This window comes from Gordonia sp. N1V (assembly GCF_029269935.1).
GTDB classification, from domain to species: Bacteria; Actinomycetota; Actinomycetes; order Mycobacteriales; family Mycobacteriaceae; genus Gordonia; species Gordonia polyisoprenivorans.
The window spans coordinates 1-447 of record NZ_JARJDD010000077.1; the positions used below are offsets into that span (position 1 = coordinate 1).

Genomic DNA, 447 nt, shown 5'->3' on the forward strand with positions numbered 1-447 from the left:
GGCAGCGTCCGGCGTGGGCACCGCATTTGATGCACCCGCGATCACGCACGAGTAGTGCTTTGCGTTGTCCTGGGGTGAAGAAGCGTTCTTCTTCGCCAACACTGAGCGGTACCCCGTTGGGGTCGAGGACGATCTTGGTGATCGTGGTATCGCACGACAACATCCGCGCGGTGCCTTCGGTGATCGGACCCATGTTCTGCAAATCGCCACCGACCGCGGGGTTGTCCGCCGACCACGTCCACAACAACCCGTTGGTCGGTTTGGCGGAGAAGGTGGTGTCCGCCAGGCCTTGTGCTGCCAACTCCACGATCGTTTCGAACGCGGCGGCACAGATCTGTTCGGGTGTGCGGGGGTCGGGGGAGCCGTCGGGTTGAGGTTTCGGTGTCGACAAGGTTTCCATCAGGGTGCGGGTTTTCTCGCCGGCGACGATGTCGAGGTTCGCCGAGA

Annotated in this window: 1 protein-coding gene; it reads right to left on the reverse strand. The window is 62.6% G+C overall.

Going from position 1 to position 447, the window contains the following annotated elements; translation table 11 throughout:
* On the reverse strand, positions 1 to 447 hold a 447-nt coding region (locus P3L18_RS28180), incomplete at both ends, for a DUF222 domain-containing protein (RefSeq protein ID WP_276116006.1).